The organism is Pseudomonas sp. NPDC090201 (genome assembly GCF_044746825.1).
In the GTDB taxonomy this organism is placed as follows: Bacteria; Pseudomonadota; Gammaproteobacteria; order Pseudomonadales; family Pseudomonadaceae; genus Aquipseudomonas; species Aquipseudomonas putida_AD.
The window spans coordinates 576330-600809 of the sequence record NZ_JBIVCX010000001.1 but is presented as its reverse complement, the minus strand read 5'-3'; the positions used below and the strand labels follow the sequence as shown (position 1 = coordinate 600809).

The 24480-nt window shown below is 63.1% G+C and carries 26 protein-coding genes and 1 riboswitch; of the genes, 19 read left to right on the top strand and 7 right to left on the bottom strand.

The window, feature by feature from the left end:
• The first annotated feature begins 111 nt into the window (after nucleotides 1–111).
• Nucleotides 112–945, top strand: a complete 834-nt coding sequence (mazG, locus tag ACIPOO_RS02745) for a nucleoside triphosphate pyrophosphohydrolase (RefSeq protein WP_400604232.1) — start codon at nucleotides 112–114, stop codon at nucleotides 943–945.
• A 39-nt stretch (nucleotides 946–984) separates the two neighbouring features.
• Nucleotides 985–1527: a DUF2058 domain-containing protein gene (locus ACIPOO_RS02740; protein ID WP_274134205.1), complete on the top strand. Its 543-nt coding sequence runs from the start codon at nucleotides 985–987 to the stop codon at nucleotides 1525–1527.
• A 54-nt stretch (nucleotides 1528–1581) separates the two neighbouring features.
• Here ACIPOO_RS02740 and ACIPOO_RS02735 read toward each other — a convergent pair whose 3' ends face one another.
• From ACIPOO_RS02735 to purM, 4 genes are all read right to left on the bottom strand, one after another.
• A complete protein-coding gene (locus ACIPOO_RS02735; protein WP_274134204.1) occupies nucleotides 1582–1773 on the bottom strand; it encodes a hypothetical protein in 192 nt (63 codons plus the stop codon).
• Nucleotides 1774–2240: 467 nt separating this feature from the next.
• Nucleotides 2241–2957 carry a DUF3108 domain-containing protein gene (locus ACIPOO_RS02730; RefSeq protein WP_274135353.1) on the bottom strand — a complete coding sequence of 239 codons (717 nt, stop codon included), beginning with the start codon at nucleotides 2955–2957 and terminating at the stop codon, nucleotides 2241–2243.
• 32 nt (nucleotides 2958–2989) lie between these two features.
• On the bottom strand, nucleotides 2990–3643 hold the full coding sequence (purN, locus tag ACIPOO_RS02725; RefSeq protein ID WP_400604229.1) for a phosphoribosylglycinamide formyltransferase: 654 nt from the start codon (nucleotides 3641–3643) through the stop codon (nucleotides 2990–2992).
• 8 nt (nucleotides 3644–3651) lie between these two features.
• Nucleotides 3652–4710 carry a phosphoribosylformylglycinamidine cyclo-ligase gene (gene purM / locus ACIPOO_RS02720; protein ID WP_274135355.1) on the bottom strand — a complete coding sequence of 353 codons (1059 nt, stop codon included), beginning with the start codon at nucleotides 4708–4710 and terminating at the stop codon, nucleotides 3652–3654.
• Nucleotides 4711–5012: 302 nt separating this feature from the next.
• Here purM and ACIPOO_RS02715 point away from each other — a divergent pair, with 302 nt between their 5' ends.
• From ACIPOO_RS02715 to ACIPOO_RS02690, 6 genes are all read left to right on the top strand, one after another.
• Nucleotides 5013–6074: a DUF2066 domain-containing protein gene (locus ACIPOO_RS02715; protein ID WP_400604227.1), complete on the top strand. Its 1062-nt coding sequence runs from the start codon at nucleotides 5013–5015 to the stop codon at nucleotides 6072–6074.
• Nucleotides 6075–6129: 55 nt separating this feature from the next.
• Nucleotides 6130–7203, top strand: a complete 1074-nt coding sequence (locus tag ACIPOO_RS02710) for an AI-2E family transporter (protein ID WP_274135358.1) — start codon at nucleotides 6130–6132, stop codon at nucleotides 7201–7203.
• A 277-nt stretch (nucleotides 7204–7480) separates the two neighbouring features.
• The gene (gene hda, locus ACIPOO_RS02705) at nucleotides 7481–8185 is read left to right on the top strand and encodes a DnaA regulatory inactivator Hda (RefSeq protein ID WP_274135360.1); all 705 of its coding nucleotides are present in this window, start codon (nucleotides 7481–7483) and stop codon (nucleotides 8183–8185) included.
• Nucleotides 8182–8967, top strand: a complete 786-nt coding sequence (locus ACIPOO_RS02700; RefSeq protein ID WP_400604224.1) for an NAD-dependent deacylase — start codon at nucleotides 8182–8184, stop codon at nucleotides 8965–8967. Before hda ends, ACIPOO_RS02700 begins: the two co-directional genes overlap by 4 nt.
• Nucleotides 8968–9034: 67 nt before the next feature.
• Nucleotides 9035–9724 carry a C40 family peptidase gene (locus ACIPOO_RS02695; RefSeq protein WP_400604222.1) on the top strand — a complete coding sequence of 230 codons (690 nt, stop codon included), beginning with the start codon at nucleotides 9035–9037 and terminating at the stop codon, nucleotides 9722–9724.
• Between the two features lie 91 nt (nucleotides 9725–9815).
• Nucleotides 9816–10352: a C40 family peptidase gene (locus tag ACIPOO_RS02690; RefSeq protein WP_274135364.1), complete on the top strand. Its 537-nt coding sequence runs from the start codon at nucleotides 9816–9818 to the stop codon at nucleotides 10350–10352.
• Between the two features lie 177 nt (nucleotides 10353–10529).
• Here the strand turns inward: ACIPOO_RS02690 and ACIPOO_RS02685 are convergent, their stop codons facing one another.
• A complete protein-coding gene (locus tag ACIPOO_RS02685) occupies nucleotides 10530–11876 on the bottom strand; it encodes a PQQ-dependent sugar dehydrogenase (protein ID WP_400604219.1) in 1347 nt (448 codons plus the stop codon).
• Between the two features lie 122 nt (nucleotides 11877–11998).
• Nucleotides 11999–12217: riboswitch (cobalamin riboswitch) on the top strand.
• A 108-nt stretch (nucleotides 12218–12325) separates the two neighbouring features.
• Here ACIPOO_RS02685 and cobO point away from each other — a divergent pair.
• The 10 genes from cobO to ACIPOO_RS02635 all read left to right on the top strand — a co-directional run bounded on the left by cobO (nucleotide 12326) and on the right by ACIPOO_RS02635 (nucleotide 21320).
• On the top strand, nucleotides 12326–12937 hold the full coding sequence (gene cobO, locus ACIPOO_RS02680; RefSeq protein ID WP_400604217.1) for a cob(I)yrinic acid a,c-diamide adenosyltransferase: 612 nt from the start codon (nucleotides 12326–12328) through the stop codon (nucleotides 12935–12937).
• Complete coding sequence (locus tag ACIPOO_RS02675; protein WP_400604215.1) at nucleotides 12934–14229, top strand: cobyrinate a,c-diamide synthase; 1296 nt, start codon at nucleotides 12934–12936, stop codon at nucleotides 14227–14229. Before cobO ends, ACIPOO_RS02675 begins: the two co-directional genes overlap by 4 nt.
• Before the next feature lie 160 nt (nucleotides 14230–14389).
• A complete protein-coding gene (gene bluB / locus ACIPOO_RS02670; RefSeq protein WP_400604213.1) occupies nucleotides 14390–15040 on the top strand; it encodes a 5,6-dimethylbenzimidazole synthase in 651 nt (216 codons plus the stop codon).
• A 10-nt stretch (nucleotides 15041–15050) separates the two neighbouring features.
• A complete protein-coding gene (gene cbiB / locus ACIPOO_RS02665) occupies nucleotides 15051–15959 on the top strand; it encodes an adenosylcobinamide-phosphate synthase CbiB (RefSeq protein WP_400604211.1) in 909 nt (302 codons plus the stop codon).
• Nucleotides 15952–16944, top strand: a complete 993-nt coding sequence (gene cobD / locus ACIPOO_RS02660) for a threonine-phosphate decarboxylase CobD (protein WP_400604209.1) — start codon at nucleotides 15952–15954, stop codon at nucleotides 16942–16944. Before cbiB ends, cobD begins: the two co-directional genes overlap by 8 nt.
• Nucleotides 16945–16964: 20 nt before the next feature.
• The gene (locus ACIPOO_RS02655; protein WP_400605171.1) at nucleotides 16965–18434 is read left to right on the top strand and encodes a cobyric acid synthase; all 1470 of its coding nucleotides are present in this window, start codon (nucleotides 16965–16967) and stop codon (nucleotides 18432–18434) included.
• A complete protein-coding gene (cobU, locus tag ACIPOO_RS02650) occupies nucleotides 18434–18955 on the top strand; it encodes a bifunctional adenosylcobinamide kinase/adenosylcobinamide-phosphate guanylyltransferase (RefSeq protein WP_274135374.1) in 522 nt (173 codons plus the stop codon). The genes ACIPOO_RS02655 and cobU overlap by 1 nt, the downstream gene beginning before the upstream one ends.
• Nucleotides 18952–20004: a nicotinate-nucleotide--dimethylbenzimidazole phosphoribosyltransferase gene (gene cobT, locus ACIPOO_RS02645; RefSeq protein ID WP_400604207.1), complete on the top strand. Its 1053-nt coding sequence runs from the start codon at nucleotides 18952–18954 to the stop codon at nucleotides 20002–20004. The genes cobU and cobT overlap by 4 nt, the downstream gene beginning before the upstream one ends.
• Nucleotides 20001–20582, top strand: a complete 582-nt coding sequence (gene cobC / locus ACIPOO_RS02640; RefSeq protein ID WP_400604205.1) for an alpha-ribazole phosphatase family protein — start codon at nucleotides 20001–20003, stop codon at nucleotides 20580–20582. The genes cobT and cobC overlap by 4 nt, the downstream gene beginning before the upstream one ends.
• Entirely contained in the window at nucleotides 20583–21320 is a 738-nt protein-coding gene (locus tag ACIPOO_RS02635) for an adenosylcobinamide-GDP ribazoletransferase (protein ID WP_400604203.1), read from the top strand.
• A gap of 130 nt (nucleotides 21321–21450) precedes the next feature.
• Here the strand turns inward: ACIPOO_RS02635 and ACIPOO_RS02630 are convergent, their stop codons facing one another.
• Entirely contained in the window at nucleotides 21451–22128 is a 678-nt protein-coding gene (locus ACIPOO_RS02630; RefSeq protein ID WP_400604201.1) for a type 1 glutamine amidotransferase domain-containing protein, read from the bottom strand.
• A 159-nt stretch (nucleotides 22129–22287) separates the two neighbouring features.
• Between ACIPOO_RS02630 and ACIPOO_RS02625 the strand changes: the two genes are divergently transcribed.
• Nucleotides 22288–22839 carry a glutathione peroxidase gene (locus ACIPOO_RS02625; RefSeq protein WP_400604199.1) on the top strand — a complete coding sequence of 184 codons (552 nt, stop codon included), beginning with the start codon at nucleotides 22288–22290 and terminating at the stop codon, nucleotides 22837–22839.
• Between the two features lie 277 nt (nucleotides 22840–23116).
• Here ACIPOO_RS02625 and ACIPOO_RS02620 read toward each other — a convergent pair whose 3' ends face one another.
• Entirely contained in the window at nucleotides 23117–24415 is a 1299-nt protein-coding gene (locus ACIPOO_RS02620) for an OmpP1/FadL family transporter (RefSeq protein ID WP_274135383.1), read from the bottom strand.
• Between the last annotated feature and the right edge of the window lie 65 nt (nucleotides 24416–24480).

The following is a 24480-nucleotide window of genomic DNA, read 5'->3' as shown; positions in this document are numbered from 1 at the left end:
GCGAGCCCGCTCCCACAGGGTTCAACGGGTTCATCTGTGGGAGCGGGCTTGCCCGCGAAGGCGTCGGGTCAGGCGCGCGATGCCTTGAGTTGAAATGCCAACAGGATTTCCATGTACACACTCCAAGACCTCATCAACCTCATGGCCCGCCTGCGCGATCCGCAGTACGGTTGCCCGTGGGACGTGAAGCAGAATTACGCGACCATCGTGCCGCACACCCTCGAAGAGGCCTATGAAGTCGCCGACGCCATCGAGCGCGGGGATTTCGATGACCTGCGGGGCGAGCTGGGCGATCTGTTGTTCCAGGTGGTGTACTACTGCCAACTGGCGCGGGAGGAGGGGCGGTTCGAGTTCGACGGCGTGGTCGATGGCATCACCCGCAAGCTGATCCGTCGTCACCCTCACGTGTTCCCCACGGGCGATCTGTACGCACCGCTGGAGACGCCACGCCTGAGCGAAGATCAGGTCAAGCATCGCTGGGAAGAGATCAAGGCCGAGGAGCGCGCCGAGAAGGCCCATGTGCCCGAGCAGTTGTCGCTGCTCGACGACGTGCCGACGGTACTTCCGGCCTTGTCCCGCGCCGCCAAGTTGCAGAAACGTGCCGCCCAGGTCGGTTTCGACTGGCCCGAGGCGCTGCCGGTGATCGACAAGGTGCGCGAGGAGCTCGATGAAGTCCTCGAAGCCATGGCCGACAACGACCGTGAAGGCATCAACGAAGAAATCGGCGACCTGCTGTTTGTCGTGGTCAATCTGGCCCGGCATCTGAAGGTCGATCCGGAGAGCGCATTGCGCGCCGCCAACGGCAAGTTCGAGCGGCGCTTCCGATTTATCGAACAGGCCTTGCGCGAAGCCCGGCGCCCCATCGAAGATTGCAGCCTCGAAGAGATGGATGCGCTCTGGGGCGAAGCCAAGCGCCAGGAAAAGAACTCGCCAGACTGCGGTTGAGCTGACGATTTAGGAATAGAAGGCAGAGAGAGAAGACAGATGGCGGGTATTTCCCTTCGTGACCAGTTGCTCAAGGCAGGTCTGGTCAACGAGAAGCAGGCCAAGCAGGTCACCAAGAGCAAACAGAAAGAACAGCGTCTGGTGCACAAGGGCCAGGCTGTCGCCGACGATGCCGCCCAGCGTGCCGCTCAGGAAGCCATGGCCGAAAAAGCCAAACGCGACCAGGAGCTGAACCGCCAGCAGCAGGAGAAAGCCGAGCAGAAAGCCCGTGCCGCGCAGGTCAAGCAATTGATCGAGGCTACGCGCCTGCCGAAGCTGACCACCGAGGATTACTACAACTTCGTCGACGACAAGAAGGTCAAGCGTCTGTCGGTCAACTCGCTGATGCGCAGCAAGCTGAGCAACGGCTCGCTGGCCATCGTGCACCATGGCGGCGGTTACGAGGTGATTCCCCGTGAGGCCGCGCTCAAGGTCCAGGAACGTGACCCGCGTCGTATCGTGCTGCTCAGCGAGCCGACCGAAGAGCCAGATGGCGACGATCCGTATGCGGCGTACAAGATCCCTGACGACCTGATGTGGTAAGCCCATGACGACAAAACCCGCCTGGGCGGGTTTTGTCTTGCTGCGATCCTGTAATCACGTACGGCTCGCTGCCGCCTTCCTGGCTTCCAGTTCCGCGAGCTCTGCTGCGTAACGCTGAGCGTCCGATTCGTGGTGGAACATCCCTACCAATTGATCTTGTTGGCGTACATCCCAGATCTGAATGCCATCCGCGATGCTCTCATGGGATTTGTGCGCTTCGTCGCGTTCAGTAACCGTTACCGTCATATTGAAAACTCCTGACTCTTTGATATCTGCGGCAGGACGTCGCAGTAGGTTCTTTATAGAATTTGGTAGCTTGCTAAGTAAACCGACGATTCTGGAAAGAGTTTTTTACCAATCAGGCAAGAGTACGGAAGTGCTTGTTTTTGTAGGGTGTGTGGCGTTTTGTCGCACCTCGGGGCAGGCAATGAAGAAAGTTTCATGTAGCCGTGGGGAACAACAGACGCCACGAATCTGGCGGTTCATGCAGGTGTTTGTAGGAGCGCGCTTACCCGCGATTGCGTCATCCCGGAGCATGGGTGTGGATCTGGCGCGCGGCTATCGCGGGCAAGCGCGCTCCTACAAGGTGTCAGGGGCCGCAAGATCGCCCCCGCCGGCAAGCCGTGCTGCTACGGATGCAGGATACGTTTGCATCGGGCATAAAAAAACCCGCCAAAGGGCGGGGTTTTCTGTACAGCGTTCGATCAGCGCAATCAGCTGCCCTTGACCGACTTGCCGTTCACCGTGCCGTCTTGCAGCATGATGTTGTATTCCTTGCCGTCAGTCTCGACCTGTTGCAGGCGAACCAGCAGGTAGTCAAAGTCCTTGGCGAACCACATCACGGTGATGCGTTTGTTCTGCGTCGGGTCACGTACGCGCTCGACCTTGATGGCATCGACCGACCCGACCTTGGTCTCGACCTTTTCCGGGCCCAGCACGCGGAAGTCATAGGTGTCGACTTCGTCGCCATCGACCACCTGATAGCTCATGCTCTTCTTGCCGGCGGCCACGTCGTGCTGCAGGGCGAGCTGGTAAGTGGATTTGTCCAGCACGCCGGTGTTCAGCGGGATTTTCACCGCATCGTTACGGTCGGTGCCGGTGATGAACTTGGTCGGCCAGTCGAACACGAGGTCAACGGTCTTGCTCTTGCCCAGGCCGCCACGTTCGAAGTGGTAGGTCTGTGGCAGCAGCGTGTCCTTTTCGGATTTCAGGGTGCTGACTTCGGTCAGGCTGGCGATCATCATCGACGCCTTGAAACTCAGGGTCCAGCTGCCGTTGGCGTTCTTTTCCAGGCTGCGGGTAGCGCTGCCGCCGCCGACAGGGAGCTGTTTGAAATCAGCGGTGTAGCTGGCGGAGAAGGGTTGAAGGTCTGCCGCGTTGACCGCAGGAAGTGCGAACAGTGCGAAAGCGAAGAGCAAAGCGCGACGCATAATATCTCCTGACTTTAATTTAAAGGGCCAATTCAATTGGCCTGAATCACGTGGCCGCTGGGCCCCAGTGGCTGGCCGTCCAGCAGTGCGCCATCTTCGCCCAAAGCCAATCGGCCCTCGGCGAACCAGCGAATTGCCAGCGGGTAGATCAGGTGTTCCTGGGTGTGAACCCTTTGCGCCAAGGTCGCAGGCGTGTCGTGCAACTCTACCGAAATAACTGCTTGTACGACCAGAGGCCCCCCATCGAGTTCCTCGGTGACGAAGTGCACGCTGCAACCATGCGCCACATCGCCAGCCTCGATCACCCGCTGATGGGTGTGCAGGCCTTTATACCGTGGAAGCAGTGACGGATGTATGTTCAGCAGGCGGCCGTGGTAATGGCGCACGAACGCAGGGGTGAGAATACGCATGAAGCCGGCGAGCACCACCAGCTTCGGCGCGAAGGCATCGATCGCTTCGATCAGCGCCGCATCGAAGGCTTCGCGACCTTCATAGGCGGTGTGGTCGAGAACGCGGGTGTCGATCCCCGCGTTTCTGGCGCGCTCGAGCCCGTAGGCATCGGCGCGGTTGGAAATCACCGCGCGAATGCGAGCCGGGCCCGAACTGTTCTGGAGGCTGTCGATCATCGCCTGCAGGTTGCCACCGGTGCCGGACAGCAGCACCACTACGTCACAAGGTTGGGGCATGTCAGGCATCAATGTGCCTTGACGTTCTTCAGCTCGACTTGTGCAGCGCCTTCGGCAGCAACGCCGATCTGGCCGATGACCCAAGGCTGTTCGCCGGTTTCACGCAGCACTTTCAGGGACGCCTCGACGTGCTCCTGGGCCACGCAGATGACCATGCCGACGCCGCAGTTCAGGACGCGGTGCATTTCGTGCTCGTCGACGTTGCCTTTCTCTTGCAGCCAGTCGAACACTGCCGGGCGGGTCCAGCTTGCCACGTCGACCACCGCCTGCGCGCCTTCCGGCAGCACGCGCGGGATGTTGTCCAGCAGGCCGCCGCCGGTGATGTGGGCCATGGCCTTGACCGCGCCGGTGTCCTTGATGAGCTTGAGCAGTTGCTTGACGTAGATGCGGGTCGGCGCCATCAACAGGTCAGTCAGTGGCTTGCCGTCCAGCTGGATGGATTCGATGTCGGCACCGGAGACTTCGATGATCTTGCGGATCAGCGAGTAACCGTTGGAGTGCGGGCCCGAAGATGGCAGGGCGATCAGGGCGTCACCGGCAACGACCTTGGAGCCGTCGATGATCTCGGCCTTTTCCACGACGCCGACGCAGAAGCCGGCCAGGTCGTAGTCTTCGCCTTCGTACATGCCAGGCATCTCAGCGGTTTCGCCGCCGACCAGCGAGCAGCCGGCCAGTTCGCAGCCAGCGCCGATGCCGGTCACGACCTGGGCGGCAGTGTCGACGTTCAGCTTGCCGGTGGCGTAGTAGTCCAGGAAGAACAGCGGCTCGGCGCCGCAGACCACCAGGTCGTTCACGCACATGGCCACCAGGTCGATGCCGATGCTGTCATGCTTGTTCAGGTTCAGTGCCAGGCGCAGCTTGGTGCCGACGCCGTCGGTGCCGCTGACCAGGACCGGTTGCTTGTAGCCAGCCGGGATTTCGCACAGCGCGCCGAAGCCCCCCAGGCCACCCATCACTTCCGGGCGCTTGGTGCGCTTGGCGACGCTCTTGATGCGTTCGACCAATGCTTCACCGGCGTCGATGTCTACACCGGCGTCTTTGTAGCTCAGGGAGGGTTGCTTGCTCATTATCCAGGCCTTTAGGGGGGATTCGGGGTAACGACCGAGGTCGACGGCTCATGGCCGTGTCATCGCCGGTCTGCGAAGGCGCGCGATTTTATCAGGATTGGACCCAAGCGGCCATCCTTGGGCCGACGGGCAGGGCCATAGATGAAGAAAAAATAACGCGTCTGTTCAGGGTTTTGCCGTTCGTCGGCAGCTATAAAGGGTGTAACTTCATCTTCAGAGTGAGCGATTCGCGCCGTGCTGCGGTCAGAGTCGAGCCAGTCATTTTTATGCAGCTATTTATAAGCATCGTTTGGGAATTTTCTATGCGCCTGAAAAACTGTCTGTTCGCGGGCTGTCTGTCCCTCTTGAGCCTCCCGGCCCTGGCCGAGACGGTGAACAATCTTTATCAGGTGCGCGAGCCGGTCAGCGGGCAAACGCCGGACGAAAGAACCCGCGCGACCCAGGCTGCGCTGGAGACGCTGGTGATTCGCCTGACCGGTGATGCCAAGGCCGCGCAGAGCCCGGCCCTTGCCGAAGTGCGCAAGGATCCGCAGCAGATCATCAGTCAGTACGGCTATGACGCAGGTCCGCCGGAGTCGTTGCAGGTGGATTTCGATCCGGCCAGCACCGAGCGCGCGCTGCGGCAGGCCGGGCTTTCGCTGTGGGGCTCCAATCGCCCGGTGATCATGGCCTGGTGGCTCAATGATGCGACCGACGGCGCCAACCTGGTGGGCGACGGTCAGGCCTCGGCCGAGCCCCTGCGCCGCGCCGCCCGTCATCGCGGCCTGCCGCTGCGTCTGCCGCTGGCAGACTTGAGCGAGCAGGGTATCGGCAACGCCAAGACCCTGGACGGCAACGACGTCGCCCCGCTCAAGCAGGCCTCCGAACGTTACGGCTCCGATGCGATTCTGGCGGTGCACGCCCAGGAAAACGGCGGTCAATGGCAGGGTAAATGGCACCTGTGGCTGGGTGACAAATCCGAGCAGGGCAGCGCCACCGGTGCCGGCCAGGCGGAACTGGCCGATGCTGTGTTGCTGGCGGTGAGTCAGCGCCTGGCCCCGCGTTTCGTGGTCAAGCCGGGCGCCTCGTCGAGCATGGCGCTGGAAGTGCAGGGCATGAACCTTGAGCGTTATGCGCAACTGGGGCGCCTGCTGGAACCCTTTGGCGGTCGTCTGAAATCGGTCGATGCCGATCGCGTGGTATTTGATGTCAGTGGCAGCCCGGATCAGTTGCGTTCGCAACTGTCCCTGGCCAAGTTGCAGGAAGTGCCTGCCGGTGAAGTGGCCAGCGCGCCGGTCGATGCCGGGCAAGTGCCTGCCGGGCCTGGTGCGGCGCCGGTGCCTGCTCCGGCTCCTGCCGCGCAAACATTGCACTTCCGCTGGTGAGCGGGTTCATAACGACGTTGCATGAAGCAATTCATTTCGGGTTCAAGGGGCAGTAATGACTGATACGCGTCGTTGGTTCTGGCTGGGCGGGGTCGTCCTGCTGTGCCTGTTCGTCTGGCTGCTGCACGCCATCCTCACGCCGTTTCTGGTGGCGTTGTTGTTGGCGTACATGGGCGATCCGCTGGCGGACCGGCTGGAAAAGCTCAAGATGTCGCGCACCTGGGCCGTGGTCACGGTATTCGTGTTCTTCACCCTGATCTTCATGGGCCTGCTGCTGGTGCTGGTGCCGATGCTCGCCAAGCAGCTGTATCGCCTGTATGAACTGGCGCCGCAGATCCTCGACTGGCTGCAGCACACCGCGCTGCCGTGGACCCAGGCCAAGCTTGGGCTGGCGGATGGCTTCTGGAAGTTCGACAAGGTCAAGGCGGCGATTTCCGAGCACATGGGGCAGACCGGCGACATCGTCGGCATCGTGCTGGCCCAGGCCACCACGTCAACGCTTGCGCTGATTGGCTGGCTGACCAACCTGGTGCTGATCCCGGTGGTGTGCTTCTACCTGCTGCGGGACTGGGACGTGATGATGGCCAAGGTGCGCAGCCTGCTGCCACGCCATCGCGAGAAGAAAATCGTCGCGCTGGCCGATGAGTGCCACGAAGTATTGGGCGCATTCATTCGCGGGCAGTTGCTGGTGATGGTGGCGCTGGGCGTGATCTACGCCGCAGGCCTGATGCTGGTGGGCCTGGAACTGGGGCTGTTGATCGGTGTGATCGCGGGGCTGGCGGCCATCGTGCCATATATGGGCTTCGTGATCGGTATCGGTTCGGCGATTCTGGCGGGGTTCTTCCAGTTCGGCGGCGATCTGTATCCGATGCTGGCCATTGTCGGGGTGTTCATGGTCGGTCAGGCGCTGGAAGGCATGGTCCTGACGCCGCTGCTGGTGGGCGACCGGATCGGCCTGCACCCGGTGGCGGTGATCTTCGCGATCCTGGCCGGCGGCGAGCTGTTCGGCTTCACCGGCATCCTGCTGGCGCTGCCGGTGGCGGCGGTGATCATGGTCCTGGTGCGTCATGTGCACGATCTGTACAAGGATTCGGACATCTACGGCGGGATGGAAGATCCTGATCTTTGAGATCCCCCCTGTAGGAGCGCGCTTGGCCTGGGCCGCATTCGGACGACGGGGCCGTCTCAGGCGGTATTTATTAACCTGACACAGCCCTATCGCGGGCAAGCGCGCTCCTACAATGCACCTGCGTTAGCCCTATAATCCACGGCCTGGCCCGAGACAGACGCAACCCTTTGATTTTGCAGGTCGTCTGGCGCATTGTGCGGTCCGCTTTGCGGGTATAAACTTTGCACACTTTACACAGAGGCCCCTTGGCGGTTTGTTTTCGAACCGTTTAGCCAGCATGAAACCAGTTCAGCTGCCCCTGAGTGTGCGTCTGCGTGACGACGCCACCTTCATCAATTACTACCCAGGCGCCAATGCCGCTGCACTCGGCTATGTGGAGCGCCTGTGCGAGGCCGACGCCGGCTGGACTGAGAGCCTGATCTACCTCTGGGGCAAGAACGGGGTAGGGCGCACCCATCTTCTGCAGGCCGCCTGCCTGCGCCTTACCCAACTGGGCGAACCTGCCGTCTACCTGCCCATGGCCGAACTGCTCGAAGAGGGCGTCGAACTATTTGACCATCTCGAACAATACGAGTTGGTGTGCCTGGATGACCTGCAAGCGGTCGTCGGCAAGCCCGAGTGGGAAGAAGCGCTGTTCCACCTGTTCAACCGCCTGCGTGACAGCGGCCGCCGCCTGCTGATCGCCGCCTCCTGCTCGCCTCGTGAATTGCCGGTCAAGCTGGCCGACCTCAAGTCGCGTCTGACCATGGCCCTGGTGTTCCAGATGCGGCTGTTGTCCGACGAAGAAAAACTCCGCGCCCTGCAATTGCGCGCCTCGCGTCGCGGCTTGCACCTGACCGATGAAGTCGGCCATTTCATCCTGACCCGTGGCAAGCGCAGCATGAGCGCCTTGTTCGACCTGCTCGAACAACTCGACCAGGCCTCCTTGCAGGCCCAGCGCAAACTGACCATTCCCTTCCTCAAAGAGACGCTGGGCTGGTGAACACGCCTGCCGTCGATCCAGCCCTGGTGCTGCAGACGGCCGCTGCGCTGCGTCATGCCAAACGCATCTTGATCATCACCGGTGCCGGGCTTTCAGCCGATTCGGGGTTGCCGACCTATCGCGGGGTGGGTGGCCTGTACAACGGCCACACCGACGACGGCCTGCCGATCGAGATGGCCCTGTCCGGGCCGATGCTGCGCCGTGATCCGGCACTGTGCTGGAAGTACATTGCACAATTAGGCAGCGCTTGCCTGGGCGGACAGCCCAATGCGGCGCATTATGCGATCGCTCAATTGCAGCGCCACAAGCCCGAGTGCTGGGTGCTGACGCAGAATGTCGACGGCTACCATCGCGCTGCGGGCAGCCCGCCGGAGCGTCTGATTGAAATCCATGGCAACCTCGCACCGCTCTATTGCCAGTCCTGCGGCGCCGAGGACCCTCAATTGAGTGAACACCTGCAGCGACCGCTGCCGCCTTTGTGCAGGCAATGCCAGGGCGTGTTGCGCCCGCCGGTGGTGTTGTTCGAGGAAATGTTGCCAGAACTGGCATTGAACGTGCTGTACGAAGAGATGGCGAAAGGCTTCGATGCAGTATTGAGCATTGGAACCACAGCCAGCTTCCCGTATATTCACGAGCCGATGCTGCGCACGCGGGTCGCGGGAGGCTTTACCGCCGAGATAAATCCCTCGTCGACCGACCACTCCATGCAGATGGACGCTTTTCTGAGGTGTAAAGCCTTAGATGTCATGGAGTCACTGGTAAGTCACATTTGTGTCGATTGAATTTGCAAATGATGACGATAGAGGGCATAGTCTCGCCTTCTTTACAAAATACGCCACGGTCGTGCCCATGCTGAATCGCTTCGCACCCCTCGTGCCTCTCGCACTCGTTACGCTGCTGTTCGGCTGCGCGGCCCAGATGCCAGCGTCGCAACAGCCGCAGAATCCTCAGATGAAGGATTCGGTCACTGCTCAAACTGCTGCCAAGCGTGCCGATTATTCGGGCTCCGTACTGGACGACGAAATCGCCACCGAAGACGAACTGGCCCAGTTCTCGGACAACAAGCCGTATCAGTTGCCAGTGCTGGCTGACAGCATCCTGGAACGTGGCAAATCGCTGATCGGTACGCGCTACCGTTTCGGCGGCACCTCGACCACTTCCGGTTTCGATTGCAGCGGTTTCATCGGCTACCTGTTCCGCGAAGAGGCTGGCATGAGCCTGCCGCGTTCCTCGCGTGAAATGATCAACATCGATGCCCCTCTGGTCAAACGCAACGACCTCAAGCCTGGCGACCTGCTGTTCTTCAGCACCGCTGGCCGTGGTCGCGTCAGCCATGCCGGTATCTACCTGGGCGATGACCAGTTCATCCACTCCAGCAGCCGCCGCAGCGGTGGTGTGCGTGTCGACAGCCTCGACGACGCCTACTGGGCCCGGACATTCATCGAAGCCAAGCGCGCGTTGGCCATGGCACCTTCCAAGGATGCGGAAACGACGACTGCGATGACTTCGACTACAATCAAGCGCCAACACCGCAAATAACCGTTCTACCGGGCGTGCAGTCAGGGAAACCCTGATTGCACGCAGTCCCGGCTCACGGCACAGTAAGCATCCTATAAAGGTTGTTGTGTTTATGTCGTTTACGGTTCGCCTGGCTGTTGCTTCACTGGCTGTATTGCTGGCCGCTTGTTCCAGCAATCCACCGCCAGCCCCTCCCAAGGTCGTTTCCAGGCCTGTGGTATCCGCTCCTTCGCAGTTTTCTTCGCCTCTGGCTGATGACGTGCTTTTGCGTGCCATCGGGCTGGTCGGTACGCCCTATCGTTGGGGCGGGAACACGCCTGACTCAGGTTTCGATTGCAGTGGATTGATCGGTTATGTCTACCAGGGCGCTGCGGGCATCAGCCTGCCGCGTTCGACCCGCGAGATGATCAATCTGCGCGGCCCGGACATTGATCGTAGCCAGTTGCAGACGGGGGATCTGGTGTTCTTCGCTACCAGTGGTGGCTCGAACGTCAGCCATGCCGGGATCTACGTGGGAGAAGGGCGTTTCGTGCATGCGCCAGCCACGGGTGGCACCGTCAAGCTCGACAGCCTGGACAAACCGTATTGGCAGAAAGCCTGGCTCAATGCCAAGCGGGTGATCCAGCCTTCGAATCTGGCGCAGCAGTAGCGCCACAAACCCTGTAAGAGCGCGCTTGCCCGCGACGGCGGCGTGCCTGCTACGAATCAATCGTCTGGTACACCGATGTCGCGGGCAAGCGCGCTCCTACAGGGGCGTGGGCGTTTCAGCAGACTCGTAGGTGGCAGGCACATCGCAATCGCGGGCAAGCGCGCTCCTACAGAGGTGTCAGGGATTGGTGTTGGATGCCTGCACCGTCCGCGCTGCGGTGACCCGCCAGATCTTGTTGCCGACGTCATCGGCCACCAACACCCCGCCTTTGTGGTCGTTAACCACACCCACCGGCCGCCCTTGGGCTTTTTCGTCGGCATTGAGGAAACCTGTCAGCAGGTCCACCGGGGTGCCGGTTGGCTTGCCGTCCTTGAATGGCACGAACAGCACTTTATAGCCGCTGTGGGGCTTGCGGTTCCACGAGCCGTGCTGGCCGATGAACAAGCCCTCGTTGAACGGCGCCGGCAATGATTTGCCATCGGCGAACGCCAGGCCCAGTGAGGCGGTGTGCGGTCCGACGGCAAAATCAGGGGCGATTGCCTTCTGCACCAGTTCGGGATTTTGCGGCGACACGCGAACGTCCACGTGCTGGCCGTAGTAGCTGAACGGCCAGCCGTAGAAGGCGCCGTCCTGCACCGAGGTGACGTAGTCGGGCACCAGGTCGCTGCCGATCTCGTCACGCTCGTTGACCGCCGTCCACAGTTTGCCGGTTACCGGGTCCCAGTCCATGCCGTTGGGGTTGCGCAGCCCGGAGGCGAAGATGCGGTGATTGCCCGTCGCGGCGTCCACTTCCCAGATCGCCGCGCGGCCCTTTTCGGCCTCAAGCCCGTTTTCGCCGACATTGCTGTTGGAGCCCACGGTCACGTAGAGCTTTGTGCCGTCCTTGCTGGCGATGACGTTCTTGGTCCAGTGGTGGTTGAGCGTGCCGCCGGGCAGGTCGGTGACTTTCAGCGGTTCGCCCTTGATCGAGGTTTCGCCCGCTACATAGTTGAAGCGCAGCAGGCGGTCGGTGTCAGCAACGTAGAAATCATTGCCCACCAGCACCATGCCGAAAGGCGAATTCAGGTGATCGATGAACACCGTGCGGGTTTCGGCGACGCCATCATGATCCTTGTCCCGCAGCAGAGTGATGCGGTTCGCGCTGGGCACACCGGCGCCAGCGCGGCCCATGACTTTCTCCATGACCCAGCCGCGAATGCCCTTGCTGTCGTCAGGTTTGGGCGGCGCATTGGTTTCGGCCACCAGCACATCGCCATTGGGCAGCACATACAGCCAGCGTGGATGGTCGAGGTTTTCGGCGAAGGCCGCGACTTGTGTGCCCGGCGCGGCTACCGGTCTGGCACCGGCAGGCCAACCGACGGCCGGGGCGATGTTCACGGTGGGAAACAGGGTTTTGTTCGGTGCCGGCAACTGGGGCGAGGGGCCCGTGCCGTCCGACACCTGCAGGGTGGACGTCTCGCCGCAGGCGCTGAGCCCTGCGACCACCACCAGCACCATCACAACCTGGGGTTTGAGCGTGAACATGGTCTGTCTCCATTTGCGGGCAGTCATGCAAGGGCATGTAATGAATAGAGGCGCTGTGCGGCGCGGGGTTCAACTGCACAACAAACGCCTGTTCGATTGACGCTCCGGGGTCAACCCTCTAACCTTCGCCGATTGTTTCAGGTGCCCGCGATCTTGATCGGTCGACCGGGTGAAACAGGGAAGCCGGTGCGAACGTTCTGCGATCAATTCCGGCACTGCCTCCGCAACGGTAAATGAGTCAAGGCTGCGCACGATGCCACTGTGTCCACGGGCATGGGAAGGCGCGTAGCCCCGGTTGTCGCTCATGAGTCCGGAGACCGGCCTGATCCATCCAAACAGCATCACGGAGGGCGATGCTCTGCGCAGGCCCGGCCCGTTCCGGTGCCTGCTGTCAGTCCTTGCCTGCGTCCTTCGTCTGTCCTATCTGCCCCTCAAAGCGGAGAGCCGAGATGAGCGAATCCCCCGAACGTGACGAACGCCACCTGGCGCGCATGCTGCGCAAGAAAGCGATCATCGATGAGCGCATCGCCAGCGCACCCAATGAATGCGGCCTGCTGGTGGTCCTGACCGGCAACGGCAAAGGCAAGAGCAGTTCGGCCTTCGGCATGCTGGCCCGGGCCATGGGCCACGGCATGCAGTGCGGTGTGGTGCAGTTCATCAAGGGGCGCAACGCCACGGGCGAGGAACTGTTCTTCCGCCGCTTCCCGGAACAGGTGCGTTACCACGTCATGGGCGAAGGTTTCACCTGGGAAACCCAGGATCGTCAGCGTGATATCGCCGCCGCCGAAGCCGCCTGGGTGGTGACTCGGGAATTGCTGCGCGACCCGGACATCGGTCTGGTGATCCTCGACGAGCTGAACATCGCCCTCAAGCACGGCTATCTGGACCTGGACAGGGTGCTCAGCGACCTGCAAGCCCGTCCGCCCATGCAGCATGTGGTGGTCACCGGGCGTGGCGCCAAGCAGGAACTCATCGACCTGTCGGATACCGTTTCCGAGATCGCCGTGGTCAAGCATGCGTTCCAGGCCGGAATCAAGGCACAGAAGGGCATCGAGTTGTGAGTGAGCCGCGTCGCTGTCCTGCGGTGCTGATCGCCGCGCCTGCTTCGGGGCAGGGCAAGACCACCGTCACCGCCGCACTGGCCCGGTTGCATCGCAACCAGGGGCGCAAGGTGCGGGTGTTCAAGTGCGGGCCGGATTTCCTCGACCCGATGATTCTGGAGCGCGCCAGCGGCCACCCGGTCTACCAACTGGACATGTGGATGGTCGGCGAGGACGAGAGCCGGCGCCTGCTGTGGGAAGCGGCGGGCGAGGCCGATCTGATTCTGATCGAAGGCGTGATGGGGCTGTTCGACGGGACTCCGTCCAGCGCCGATCTGGCGCGCCACTTCGGCGTGCCGGTGCTGGGTGTGATAGACGGCACGGCCATGGCCCAGACCTTCGGTGCCCTGGCGCTGGGCCTGGCGCGCTATCAGCCGGACCTGCCGTTTGCCGGTGTACTGGCCAACCGCGTGGGCACCGTGCGTCATGCGCAACTGCTAGAAGGCAGCCTGACCGAAGGTTTGCGCTGGTACGGCGCGCTCTCCCGGGAAACCGGGATCGAGCTGCCGAGCCGCCACCTGGGGTTGGTTCAGGCCAGCGAGCTGAACGATCTGGACGTGCGCCTGGATGCGGCCGCAGCCGCCTTGGCCAGCACCTGCGACGCGACCCTGCCGCCTGCCGTGACCTTTGCCGCTCCTGACGTCAAACCCGTTGAGCGTCTGCTCGACGGCGTGCGCATCGCCATCGCCCATGACGAAGCCTTCGCCTTTACCTACGGCGCCAGCCTGGATCTGTTGCGGGCGATGGGCGCCGAACTGTCATTCTTCTCGCCGATCCGCGACCGGCAATTGCCCGAGGCGGACAGCCTGTACCTGCCCGGTGGCTACCCTGAATTGCATCACCTGGCGCTGGGGCAGAACGTTTCGATGCTCAATGCCATTCGCGCGCACCACCGCGCCGGCAAACCCTTGCTGGCCGAGTGTGGCGGGATGCTCTATCTGCTCGATGCCTTGACCGATGTCGACGGGCAGCGCGCCGAACTGGTGGGCCTGCTGGCGGGTGAGGCGATGATGCAGAAGCGCCTGGCGGCACTGGCGCTGCAGTCGGTGGAGCTGCCGGAAGGCACATTGCGCGGGCACACCTATCATCATTCGCTGACCAGCACCGAACTGGCCCCGATTGCCCGCGGCGTGAGCCCCAACGGCGGGCGCGGCGCGGAGGCGGTGTACCGGGACGGACGGATGACAGCCTCCTATGTGCACTTCTATTTCCCGTCCAACCCCCAGGCGATGGCGGCGCTTTTGTTGCCATGAATAGCCCGGAATGCCAATCCGCCTTATCGCGATCCTGTGGGAGCGAGCTTGCTCGCGAAAGCGGCGCGTCAGGCGAAGTAGAGGGTTGGGTGTGCGGGCCTCTTCGCGGGCAAGCCCGCTCCCACAGGTTTAGCGTATGCCTGGATATGGAGAGCGTCCCATGACTGACCACGCCTTCAGCCCCGATGAGCGCGCCGCGGTTTACCGGGCCATCGCCGAGCGGCGGGACATGCGCCACTTCAGCGGCGGTTCGGTCTCCCCCGAATTGCTCGCCCGGCTGCTGGAGGCTGCCCATCAAGCGCCCAGCGTCGGCCTGATGCAGCCCTGGCGCTTCATCCGCATCAGCGACCGGGCCCTGCGCGGGCAGATTCAGGAGCAGGTGGAAGCCGAGCGCGTTCGCACGGCCGAGGCACTGGGTGAGCGTTCCGATGACTTCATGAAGCTCAAGGTCGAGGGCATCGGCGACTGCGCCGAGGTGCTGGTCGCCGCCTTGATGGACGATCGCGAGAAACACATCTTCGGGCGCAGGACCCTGCCGGAAATGGACATGGCGTCTTTGTCCTGCGCCATCCAGAATCTATGGCTGGCCGCCCGCGCCGAAGGGCTGGGCATGGGCTGGGTGTCGCTGTTCGAGCCGCAGGCACTGGCGGATCTGTTGAAAATGCCCGAAGGCTCCAAGCCGCTGGCGATTCTTTGCCTGGGCCCGGTGGAAGGATTTTACCCGGCACCGATGCTGGTGCTGGAGGGCTGGGCCCAGGCCCGCCCGCTGCAAGAGCTGGTATTCGAGAACACATGGGGAGTGGCTACATGAGTGTGGCGGTATGAGCGTGGCGTTGTTGAGCGTCGCCGGGGTTGCGCTGGATGCGCTGCTGGGCGAGCCAAAACGAAACCACCCGCTGGTGGCGTTCGGCCGGTTTGGTGAGCGCATCGAGCAACGTTTCAACGGCGCCGGTCGTGGCTGGCGCAGTCATGGCGTCACGGCCTGGTTCATCGCGGTGATTCCGCTGACGCTGTTGGCGACGCTTCTCAGTTGGCTGCCCTACATCGGCTGGCTGATCGAAGTGCTGGCGCTTTACTGCGCGCTGGGCCTGCGCAGCCTGGGCGAACACGTCGAGCCAGTGGCCCAGGCGCTGCGCGGCGACAATCTGGATGAGGCGCGCCGGCGCGTGGGTTATCTGGTCAGCCGCCAGACCTCTGAGCTGGACGCCACCGAAGTCGCCCGGGCGGCCACCGAGTCAGTGCTGGAAAACGGCAGCGATGCGGTGTTTGCCGCGATCTTCTGGTTTGCCGTGCTCGGCGCGCCGGGCGTGGTGCTGTATCGCCTGAGCAATACGCTGGACGCCATGTGGGGCTATCGCAACGAGCGCTTCGAGCGTTTTGGCTGGGCGGCGGCGAAGATCGACGATCTGCTGAATTACATTCCTGCACGCCTGGTGGCACTGACCTACGCGCTGCTGGGCAAAACCCGACTGGCCCTGCGCTGCTGGCGCACGCAGGCGCCGAAGTGGGACAGTCCCAATGCCGGCCCCGTGATGGCGGCCGGGGCCGGTGCGCTGGGCGTTGAGCTGGGCGGCGCGGCGATTTATCACGGTGAACTGCATCAGCGTCCGCAACTGGGTGAAGGCCAGCCTGCGGACGCCAATTCCATCGATCGCGGCTGGCAACTGGTGCAGCGCGGCGTGTGGCTGTGGCTGCTGATTCTGTGTCTGGGGGTTGAGTTCTATGCTTGAGCACGGCGGACGTTTGCGGGGTGCAATCGCGAAGTACGGAATCGACGAGGCCGACTGGCTGGACCTTTCCAGCGGCATCTCACCGTGGCCGTGGCCGATTCCGCCGATCCCTGAATCGGCCTGGGCGCGGCTGCCGGAAACCGATGACGGCCTTGAGCAGTCCGCGCGCCTGTACTACGGCGCGCCCGACGTGCTGCCCGTGGCCGGCTCCCAGGCGGCGATTCAGGCGCTGCCGCGTTTGCGTCAGGCGGGCAAGGTCGGGGTGCTGTCTCCCTGTTACGCCGAGCACGCCGAAGCCTGGCGCAGCAACGGGTTCCTGGTGCGTGAGGTGCTGGAGCACGAGGTCGAGCGGTTTATCGACGTGCTCGACGTGCTGGTCGTCGTCAACCCCAACAACCCCACCGGCTTGAGCCTGAAACCGACGCTGTTGCTGGAATGGCATGCGCGGCTGGCCGAGCGCGGCGGCTGGCTGGTGGTGGACGAGGCGTTCATGGACAACACTCCGGCGCAGAGCCTGGCGGCTGAAACCCAGCGGCCGGGATTGATCGTGCTGCGCTCGTTCGGCAAGTTCTTTGGCCTTGCGGGTGTGCGCCTTGGGTTCGTGCTGGCCGAATCGCGGTTTTTGAAGTTGCTGGCGCGGCAGATCGGCCCCTGGTCGGTCAGCGGCCCGACGCGCATCCTCGGCCAGGTGTGCCTTGACGATGCAGAGGGCCATCGCCTGCAACGCCAGCGCACCGGCCAGGCCAGCCAGCGACTGGTCGAACTGCTGACCCGCCATGGCCTGGCGCCCCAAGGTGGTTGCGCGTTGTTCCAGTGGCTGATCACACCACGGGCGGCCGAGCTGCACGAGTTCTGCGCCCAGCGCGGTATTCTGCTGCGCATCTTCACCAGTAACAGCAGCCTGCGTTTCGGCCTGCCTCGCGACGAAGTCCATTGGCAACGCCTTGAGCAGGTGCTCGGCGAATTTCCACGGGAGGAGGCATGACCGTACAAGGCGCGACTCCCATGGCGCAAGGCGCGACCCTTATGGTGCAGGGCACGACCTCCGACGCCGGCAAAAGCACGCTGGTGACGGCGCTGTGCCGCTGGCTGACCCGCCAGGGCGTGCGCACGGTGCCGTTCAAGCCGCAGAACATGGCGCTCAACAGCGCCGTCACCGCCGACGGTGGCGAGATTGGCCGTGCCCAGGCGGTGCAGGCCCAGGCCTGCGGGCTGGAACCCCACACCGACATGAACCCGGTGCTGCTCAAACCCAACAGCGACACCGGCGCTCAAGTCATCATTCATGGCCGCGCGGTCACCACCATGAACGCAGTGGCCTATCACGACTACAAGGCCATCGCCATGCAGGCCGTGCTCGCGTCACACAAGCGGCTCAGCGAAGGCTGGCCAGTGGTGATGGTCGAGGGCGCGGGCTCTCCTGCGGAAATCAACCTGCGCGCCGGCGACATCGCCAACATGGGCTTTGCCGAAGCCGTGGACTGCCCGGTGCTGCTGGTGGCCGATATCAATCGCGGCGGGGTGTTTGCGCATCTGGTGGGTACGCTGGAGTTGTTGTCGCCCAGCGAACAGGCGCGGGTGAAGGGCTTCATCATCAACCGTTTCCGCGGCGACATCGCCTTGCTGCAACCAGGCCTGGACTGGCTGGAGGCGCGCACCGGCAAACCGGTGGTGGGCGTGCTGCCCTACGTGATGGACCTGCATCTGGAGGCCGAAGACGGTCTCGATCAGCGCCAGACTGACAAGGCCGAGCAGGTGCTCAACGTGGTGGTGCCGGTGCTGCCGCGCATCAGCAATCACACCGATTTCGACCCGCTGCGCCTGCACCCACAGGTGAACCTGCAATTCATCGGGCCGGGCCAGCCGATTCCGCCTGCTGACCTGATCATCCTGCCGGGTTCCAAGAGCGTACGCAGCGACCTCGCGTACCTGCGCGCCAATGGCTGGGACACGGCCATCCAGCGCCACCTGCGCTACGGCGGCAAGCTGCTGGGGATTTGCGGTGGCCTGCAGATGCTCGGCGAAAGCCTGCACGATCCGCTGGGGCTCGAAGGCGCGGCAGGCTCGAGTGCCGGGTTGGGGCTGCTGGCCATGAGCACGGTGCTGGAGAAAGAAAAGCAGCTGCGCAATGTCAGCGGCCGCCTGACCCTGGAAGACGCTGACGTCATGGGCTACGAGATTCACGCGGGCGTGACCACCGGCCCTGCGCTGGAGCATCCGCTGGTGCAGCTCAGCGATGGCCGTTGCGATGGCGCGCGCAGTGCCGACGGCCAGGTGCTGGGCACCTATTTGCACGGGCTGTTCGAGAACCCGGCGTCGAGCAGCGCATTGCTGCGTTGGGCGGGGCTGGAAAACGTGCAGCAGGTGGATTACCACGCCCTGCGTGAGCGCGATATCGAACGTTTGGCGGACCTGGTGGAGAAGCACCTGGACGGCAAGCTGCTGCGTGAACTCTGCGGGCTGGAGAGCGCCTGATGCTGCAATTGATCCTGGGGGGCGCGCGCTCCGGCAAAAGCCGGCTGGCTGAAAAGCTGGCGAGCGAAAGCGCCCTTGATGTCATCTACATCGCCACCAGCCAGCCGCTGGATGGCGAAATGAACGAGCGGGTGGCGCTGCACCGAGAGCGTCGCCCGGCCAGTTGGGGCCTGGTCGAGGAACCGCTGGAACTTGCCCGCGTCTTGAAGCAAAACGCAGCACAGGGCCGCTGCCTGTTGGTGGACTGCCTGACCCTGTGGCTGACCAATCTGCTGATGCTGGACGATCAGCCGCGACTGGCGCAGGAGCGCGACGCCTTACTCCAATGCCTGGCGACACTGCCGGGTGAAATCATTTTCGTCAGCAACGAAACCGGGCTGGGCGTGGTGCCCCTCGGCGAGCTGACCCGTCGGTATGTCGATGAAGCCGGCTGGCTGCATCAGGCGCTGGCCGAACGCTGCCAGCGCGTGGTGTTCACGGTCGCCGGACTGCCCATGACCCTCAAAGGATCCGCACTATGAGCAATGCCTGGTGGCTCGCGCCTGCCCGTGAAATCAACCCTGAGATCAGCGAGCAAGCGCTGGCCCGACAGCAGCAACTGACCAAGCCCGCCGGTTCTTTGGGCCAACTGGAAGCCGTTGCCGTGCAACTGGCGGCGCTGCAAGGGCGGGTCAAGCCCAAGGTGGATAAGGTCTGGATCGCGATCTTCGCCGGTGACCATGGCGTGGTGGCCGAAGGGGTTTCAGCCTATCCGCAGGCCGTCACCGGGCAGATGCTGCACAACTTCATCATGGGCGGCGCGGCGATCAGCGTGCTGGCGCGGCAACTGTCGGCGCAACTGGATGTGGTGGATCTGGGCACTGTGTCGCCGCTCAATCTGGCAGGGGTGCGCCACCTCAACCTGGGCGCAGGCACCGCCAACTTCGCCAAAGGCGAGGCGATGACCCCTGAGCAACTGGAAGGCGCACTGGCCGGTGGGCGCGACAGCGTGCTGCGGGCCAAGGCTGCGGACACCGAGCTGTTCATCGGTGGCGAGATGGGCATCGGCAATACCACCGCCGCCAGTGCGGTGGCCTGCTCGCTGCTGAACTGCCCGGCGCCGTTGCTGGTCGGGCCCGGTACCGGGCTGGATGCACAAGGGATCAACCACAAGGCTCAGGTCATCGAGCAGGCGCTGGCGCTGCACGCGCAGGTGTCGGGTGATGCGCTGGGCAGCCTGCGCGCCCTTGGCGGTTTCGAAATTGCGGCGCTGGCGGGGGCTTATCTGGCCTGTGCCCAGGAAGGCATCCCGGCGCTGGTCGACGGTTTCATCTGCACCGTCGCCGCGCTGGTGGCGGTGCGACTCAATCCATCGTGCCGCCCGTGGCTGTTCTTCGGCCATCGCGGCGCCGAACCGGGCCATCGCCACGTGCTGGAAACCCTGCAGGCCGAGCCGCTGCTGGAACTGGGCCTGCGCCTGGGCGAGGGCAGCGGCGCGGCGCTGGCGGTGCCACTGCTGCGCCTGGCGTGCGAGCTGCACAACGGCATGGCGACATTTGCCGAAGCGGCTGTGGCGGATCGCCCGGCATGACCTTGCGTCTGGACTTGCTGCGCCATGGCGAGACCGAACTTGGCGGCGGCCTGCGCGGCAGTCTCGATGACCCACTGACCGACCTGGGCTGGCAGCAGATGCGCTCGTCGGTGGCCGAGCTTGCCCTTGAATCACCCTGGGATCGCATCGTCAGCTCGCCTTTGCAGCGCTGTGCGCGGTTTGCCGAGGAGCTGGCCTTGAAACTGTCCCTGCCGTTGCAACTGGAGGCCGGGATTCAGGAGCTGCACTTTGGTGACTGGGAAGGGATTGGCACCGCGCAATTGATGGAAACCGACGCCGAAGGCCTGGGGCGGTTCTGGGAAGACCCGTACAGCTTCACCCCGCCCAAGGGTGAGCCGGTGCTGGCGTTTGCCTCCCGCGTGCTTGGCGTGATTGAACGTTTGCAGCAGACGTGCGACGGCGAGCGAATCCTGCTGATCAGCCATGGCGGGGTGATGCGGCTGTTATTGGCCCAGGCCCGTGGGCTGCCCCGCGAGCAACTGCTGCAGGTGGTGGTCGGCCATGGCGGGCTGTTCGGTCTGGCGGTCGAAGCCGATGGCCGACTGACGGAGGTGTAGATGCTGCCGTTCTGGATCGCCTTGCAATTTCTCGGCAGCCTGCCGGTTCGTCTGCCCGGCATGCCGTCGCCTCAGGAACTGGGGCGTTCGCTGCTGTTTTATCCGCTGGTGGGGGTGCTGTTCGGCTCGGTGCTGATGGCGTTGAACCTGCTGCTCGAAGGCACGCCGCAGTTCCTCCATGCCGCGCTGTTGCTGGCGGCCTGGGTGTTGCTCAGCGGCGGCTTGCACCTGGATGGCCTGGCTGACAGTGCCGACGCCTGGCTGGGCGGTTTTGGTGATCGCGAGCGCACGCTGACCATCATGAAAGATCCACGCAGCGGGCCGATTGCCGTGGTGACGCTGGTCATCGTGCTGTTGCTCAAGTTCACGGCCTTGCTGGCATTGATCGAAACCCGGCACGGCATCGGGCTGCTGCTGGCGCCGGTGATTGGTCGTGCGGCGATGCTGGGGTTGTTCATCAACACGCCCTACGTGCGCGCTGGCGGGCTGGGGCAGGCGCTGGCGGACCATTTGCCACGTACCCTGGGTGTTCAGGTGCTGGGCGTGACCGCACTGGGTTGCGTGCTGGTGTCGGGCTGGCCTGGGCTGTGGGCCGTACTGATGGCGACGGTAGGCTTTTTCTGGCTGCGGCAGGTGATGATCCGCCGCCTGGGCGGCTGCACCGGCGATACGGCCGGGGCGATGCTGGAGTTGCTCGAAGTGCTGGTGTTGGTGGGGTTGGCGCTGATCCAGCGTTGAATCCATATAGATGATTCGGTCTCGGTACGAACTGTGGGAGCGAGCTTGCTCGCGAAAGCGGACCATCAGTTATTGATGCTGTGTCTGACACGACGCTTTCGCGAGCAAGCTCGCTCCCACAGAAGCTCCGTCACTTCAATCGGGCGATCAGTGCCTTGGCTGCTGCTTCCGACGAGGCCGGGTTCTGGCCGGTGATCAGCAGGCCGTCTTCGCGCACGTAGGAGGCCCAGTCGGGGCCTTTTGAATAGTTGGCGCCTTTTTCCTTGAGCATGTCTTCCACCAGAAACGGCACGACGTCTGTCAGGCCGACGGCATCTTCCTCGCCATTGGTAAACCCCGTAACGTCCTTGCCCGCCACCAGCGGCTTGCCATCGGCGCCTTTGACGTCACGCAGCACCCCCGGCGCGTGGCACACCAGGGTCACCGGTTTGCCAGCTGCATAGGTGGTTTCGATCAGGCGGATGGAGTGGGCATCGCTGGCCAGGTCCCACATCGGGCCATGGCCGCCGGGATAAAAGATGGCGTCGAAGCCTTCGTGCGTCACCTCGCTCAGCTTGCGAGTGGCAGCCAGTTGCGCGGTGGCGGCGCTGTCCTTTTCAAAGCGGCGCGTGGCCTCGGTCTGAAAGTCAGGCTCGTTGCTCTTGGGGTCCAGCGGCGGTTGTCCGCCCTTGGGGGAAGCCAGTACCAGTTCGGCACCGGCGTCCTTGAACACGTAATAGGGCGCGGCCAGTTCTTCGAGCCAGAAACCGGTTTTCTTGCCGGTGTTGCCCAGTTGATCGTGAGATGTCAGCACTATCAGGATTTTCATCGCGTGGCCTCCTGTCGGTGGGGCGTTGCTTTGGGACGTTTGACTATAGTTGCCCCGCGTGGCCGCGACGGACTATCTGCTGTGCGGCTAGGCATCCGTCGTGGCAGGGAGTAGCGTGTGTGGCTATCAACCGATTTCCTGCATTGAATGGATGCCGCCATGAGAACTCGCTGGATCTGTCTTCCTCTGCTTCTGCTCGCCGCCAGTGGCGTGGCCATGGCGGCCGATTGCCCACCGTTGCTTGAGGGGCAACTGCCCAAGCTTCGCGCCAAGCAGGATATCGACCTGTGCAAGCAGTTCGCGGGCAAGCCGATGCTGGTGGTCAACACGGCCAGCTTCTGTGGTTTCGCGCCGCAGTTCAAAGGGCTGGAAGCGCTAAACCAGCGGTTCAAGGGGCAGGGCCTGGAGGTGTTGGGCGTGCCTTCCGATGACTTCAAGCAGGAATCCAACGATGCGGCCGAGACGGCCAAGGTCTGTTATGTGAATTACGGCGTGACCTTCACCATGACCGAACCGCAGCCGGTGCGCGGTTCGGATGCGATTCATCTGTTCCGGGTGCTGGCCGAGCAGAGCAATGCACCGCGCTGGAATTTCTATAAATATGTGGTGGATCGCAAGGGCAATGTGATTGCCAGCTTCAACAGCAGGACCACGCCGGACGATCCCGAGCTGATTTCGGCGGTAGAGAAGGCGATTGCGTCGAAGCCTTGATCACAAGTACACCAACGCCCCGTAGCAGCACCGCTTGCCGGCGGGAGCGGCCGCAAGATCGCCGACGCCGGCAAGCCGGACTGCTACGGGACTGTGGTGTCTATTTCTGTAGGAGCGCGCTTGCCCGCGATGGCGTCCTCAAGATCGCTCCCGCCGGCAAGCCGTGCTGCTACGGGGCGATGCTGTACGCGATGCATAAACGAAAAACCCCGCATCCATCGCTGGCTGCGGGGTCTTCTGTCTGGCGAACCGGTGTTTGCCGGCTCCGCCAACTGCATCAGAAGCGGTAGGTCAGGCCCAGGCCGAAGCCGTTGGCGCTGTTTTCGTACTTGGCGTTGTACGTTTGACCCAGTGCACTTGCGTTGCGAACCTTGACGTCTTCTTCTTTCAGGTACGAGTACGCCACGTCGATGGTGATGTCTTCGGTCGGGCTGTAGCCGGCACCCAGGGAGAAGATGGTGCGGTCGCCAGTCGGGATACGTGGCGAGCGGTTTTCGTTGTTGGTTGGCGACTGGTCGAAGGTCAGGCCGGTACGCAGTACCCACTGCTTGTTCAACTGGTACGAAGTACCCAGGGCGTAGGCCCAGGTGTCGTGCCAGTTCTGCTCTTCAGTGATGGTGCCGAACAGGCGAGGGGCCAGGGCACCGCCGCTGACGCCGGAGTTCTTCACGGTGATGTCTTCCAGACGGCTCCAGCGGGTCCAGGTAGCGCCTGCGTAGACTTTCCACGCATCGTTCATCGCCTGGGTGACCGAGAAGTCCACCGACTCAGGGGTGTCCAGGTTCAGCTTGGCGTCGTAACGGCCGGCGCTCAGCAGGGCAGGTGGAACGCCCGAGCCTGGGTTGATCTCGGTGTGGCCCTCGAGCTTGTAGGTCACTTTGGAGTGGTAGGTCAGGCCGACGGAGGTGCTGTCGGTGGCCTGGACGAGGATGCCGGCGTTGAAGCCGTAGCCCACGTCGTCGCCCTTGACCTGAACGCGGCCGTCACCGGCGCCACGGCCTGTGATCGGGGCGGTCACGCCGCTAAGGTTCAGGGTCGATTCCAGCGCACCGGAAATACGGTTGATGGTCGGACCGAAACCGATCGAAACCTTGTCGTTGAAGGCATAGCTGACGGTCGGCTGGAAGGTCACGACCTTGACGATGCTCTTGCTGCCGAAGTTGCGGCCCTGGAAGCCGTTCTCGTAGTCGGTGACCAGGCCGTACGGCGCATAGACGCCCAGGCCGAATGCCCAGTGCTCATCGACCGGGTTGACGTAGAAACCCATAGGCACGGCGGTGAAAGGCACCATGTCGCCTTTGTTGGAACCGCTGCTCCGGCCGCTGGTGTCGGAGATGTCAGTCTTGGCGTCAATCGCAGCCACGCCCACAGTCACTTGCTGGCGTTTGAGGCGCGACATGCCCGCCGGGTTGCCATAGACCGTGCTTGCGTCGTCGGCGGCAGAAGAACGACCCGCATAACCGGTACCCATGCCGCTGATGCTTTGCTCGTTAAGGGCAAAACCGGAAGCGAAGATTTGGGTGGAGGCGAGAGTGATGGCGAGACTGAGGCTGGATTTGATCATTGTTTTTTTCATTGTTAGAACTCCTTGTTGATCACCGCGCGAAAATTACCAACATTTTTCATAACGCGCTATAGGCT